The sequence below is a fragment of the Streptomyces sp. MZ04 genome, assembly GCF_004684775.1.
Taxonomy (GTDB): Bacteria; Actinomycetota; Actinomycetes; order Streptomycetales; family Streptomycetaceae; genus Streptomyces.
The window spans coordinates 1-3140 of sequence record NZ_SRIC01000487.1 but is presented as its reverse complement, the minus strand read 5'-3'; the positions used below and the strand labels follow the sequence as shown (position 1 = coordinate 3140).

Annotated in this window: 3 protein-coding genes; 2 read left to right on the top strand and 1 reads right to left on the bottom strand. The window is 68.7% G+C overall.

Going from position 1 to position 3140, the window contains the following annotated elements; translation table 11 throughout:
- Positions 1 to 165: 165 nt before the first annotated feature.
- A complete protein-coding gene (locus E2651_RS42260; protein WP_135336571.1) occupies positions 166 to 1749 on the top strand; it encodes a substrate-binding domain-containing protein in 1584 nt (527 codons plus the stop codon).
- Here the strand turns inward: E2651_RS42260 and E2651_RS42255 are convergent.
- The gene (locus E2651_RS42255; protein ID WP_135336570.1) at positions 1746 to 2561 is read right to left on the bottom strand and encodes an AraC family transcriptional regulator; all 816 of its coding nucleotides are present in this window, start codon (positions 2559 to 2561) and stop codon (positions 1746 to 1748) included. The two genes, E2651_RS42260 and E2651_RS42255, sit on opposite strands and share 4 nt — an antisense overlap.
- A 110-nt stretch (positions 2562 to 2671) precedes the next feature.
- Between E2651_RS42255 and E2651_RS42250 the strand changes: the two genes are divergently transcribed.
- The gene (locus E2651_RS42250) at positions 2672 to 3088 is read left to right on the top strand and encodes a cupin domain-containing protein (protein ID WP_135336569.1); all 417 of its coding nucleotides are present in this window, start codon (positions 2672 to 2674) and stop codon (positions 3086 to 3088) included.
- Positions 3089 to 3140: the final 52 nt, after the last annotated feature.

Here is a 3140-nt window from a genome sequence, read left to right as displayed (position 1 = left end):
TAAGTATAAGAGACAGCCCCAACAGCCGGTGAACCCCCGGCCACCGCAGACATCCAGCCGATGAACTCCCCCTGAAACAAGCCGCGTTGAGCGGCAGTATCCGGCTACCCACTCATAACTTGGCCACCCGAACAACTGCGTGCAGCCAACGGGGGTCGTACGGCGATGAATGGATTTTCCTGGGAGTCGTGGGTCGCCGCCCTCGGGCTCGCGATACCGGTCGGCGCCGCCCTGTGGGAGTTCGGGTTCGCCGGGCGCAAACGGCTCGGCTACCGCGTACAGATGGACACCACCGCGAAGAACGCGGACACCCATCCGCACGCCGGAGTGCTGCGGCAGATGCAGCAGGACAACACCTCGCTCGTCGACCCGTCCTTCGTCCTGCTCCGCATCCAGAACAGCGGCTGGACCCACATCGACGCCCACGACTATGTCGTACGCGACGACGACCAGGTCGGCATCCGGATCACCTTCCCCGGCCGCCGCGTCGACGGCATGGTCGTCACCGAGTACAGCCACGACTACCTGGGTCCCTGCTTCGAGGGCGCCGCCGGGCTTCGCATGAACAACGGGAACATCGAGCTGCCCCGCGTCCCCCTCAACCGCGGCACCCACTACAAGGTCCTCGCCGTCCTGGAACGCGACCCCCGGTTCCCCGCCGGGCAGGACTTCCCCGACCCCGACGTCGTCGCCGGCATCAAGGGCGGCGTACGGGGCGGGCGGATCAAGAAGACCGAGAGCCACACCTTCGCCTCCAAGCCCGTCATGGTCTTCATCGCCCTGCTCGTCCTCATCGCCGCCGCGCAGTCCTTCACCTCCTTCACCAGGGACGACGCCTCCGCCCAGGCCGCGCCCGTGGACTGCGCCGAGGGCACACTGCGCCTCTCCGGCTCCACCGCCTTCAAGGACGCCGTCGCGGAGGCCGCGAAGCGGTACGTGAAGAAGTGCACGGGCGCCGAGATCCCCATCTCGGACGACACGTTCAACGGCAGCGTCGCGGGCCTCGACTCGCTGGCGGCCGCGGGCAAGAAGGCGAGCACGAGCACCGCGAAGGAGGCGGGGAAGCCGGGTGGCGGTGGCCTTCCCGACCGGCTCGCCTTCACCGACGGGGCCAAGGGCGACGGCCGCCCCCAACTCCTTCCGCGCCCCGTCGCCCTCTCCCTCTTCACGCTCTCCGTCAACAAGGACGCGGGAGTCCAGGACCTCTCCCTCAAACAAGTACGCCAGATCTACGCGGGCGAGATCACCAACTGGTCCCAGGTCAACGGCAACGACGTCCCCATCCACCTCGTCAGCCGCCACCCCGGATCCGGCACCCGCTCCACCCTCGTCAAGCAAGTCCTCGGCGGCAAGGAGCTGTTGGAGGTCACCTCAGGGGACTGCGCGGCCATGGACAAGACCAAGCCGGGCCGCTGCGAGGTCCGCGAGACCGGCATCCTCCTGGACACCGTGGGATCGATGCCGGGAGCCCTCGGTCACAGCGAGGCGGGCGCCGCGCTCACCCACGAGGGCATCCACCAGGTCCGCATCGCGGGCTACCCGGCCACGGTGGAGGGCGCGGACGCGGGCGCGTACCCCTACTGGCAGACGGAGTTCGCGTACACGTATGGAGAGCCGCCCGCCGACTCGATCGCGGCGGGCTTCCTCCGCTATCTGACGGAGGGCGCGGGCAAGGACAGCCTCCCGGCCCACGGCCACCGCCCCTGCTCCGAACTGGAGAAGCCGCTGCTGTGCCGTCCGGTCGGCTAGGCAGAAGAGCCGGCGCGCTTGTACCGCGCGGGCGTGGTGCCCACGTGACGTGTGAAGTGGCGGTTCAGGTGGGCCTGGTCGTGGAATCCGACGGCCGTGGCGACCTCGGCGGGCCGGTGGCCGTCGAGGAGCAGTCGACGCGCTTGGTCGATGCGCTTGCCGGTGAGGTAGGCGTGCGGCGGCAGGCCGTACGTCTGCTTGAAGCAGCGGATCAGGTGGGTGGGGTGGGCGTGCAGGACGGCGGCGGCCTCGCGCAGGGATATGCCGGGGTGTACCCGTGAGTCCAGCAGGTCCCGCAGCTCGGCGGCGAGCCGGTTCGCTTCACGCCCCGGTGCGCGGGGCTGCGGCGCGTCGAGATGGAAGTGGAGCCGCTCGCGGATGAACGAGAGCCGGGACTCGGCCTCGAACCCGTCTCCGGCATGGACGAGAGCGGCGTGCAGCTGGTCGATCCGACGGTGCAGCAGCCCGTCGCTGAAGACCGGGGCGTCCACCGCACGGCCGACCAGACGGTGTGGCAGTACGGAGTCGTCGAGGTAGAGGTTGCGCTTGCGAAACCCGGACGCCGTGACGGTCCGGCCGTCGTGGGGGACGCCGGGAGGCAGCAGCAGGACGGCGGCACCACCGGCCGCCCCATGGCGGCGGCGGTCGAGTGCGAAGTCGACCGCGCCGTCGTCGAGGATCATCAGGTCCCACGTGTCGTGGGTGTGGGCCGGGTACGCGTGGTCGGTGAAGTGCGCGTGGAAGACCTCGGCGATCCCTGGAACGGACGGCCTCCAGGCGCTGATGGACGTGCGGGGTCGGTCTCCGGCCATGTCAGGAACGTACAAGACCGGCGGAATCCGAGCACGGCAGGCTCATGACGCCGGCCGGAGGAGGGCCCGAGAGGCGCTCCCGGTTGACCGGCCTTGAGGAAGGATGCCGGATGCCCGAGTCTGTTGTTCCTGTTGTTCCTGTTGTTCCTGCTGTTCCTGCTGTTCCTGTTGTTCCTGTCAATCTCGCGGAGAAGCTGTCGCGGTTCAGCGAGTTGTGGACGCAGAAGACAGTGGCGGCGATCAACGACTACGAGGTGAAGCTGGCCAAGCTGAAGGGGGAGTTCGTCTGGCACACCCACGAGGACACCGATGAACTGATCCTGGTCATCAGCGGCCGGCTCACCATCCAGCTCAGGGACGCCGATGTGGTCCTGGAACCGGGCGAGTTGTTCGTGGTTCCCCGCGGAGTCGAACACCGCACCGTGGCAGACGAGGAGACCGCGATCCTGCTGCTCGAACCGGCGGGAACGATCAACACCGGTGACGCGGAAGGGCCGATGACCAAGGCGGCCGAGATGCTCGACTGAGGCCGGATCGGACCCCGCAGGGGGCCAACACCACCCCCACAACCCCCACAAC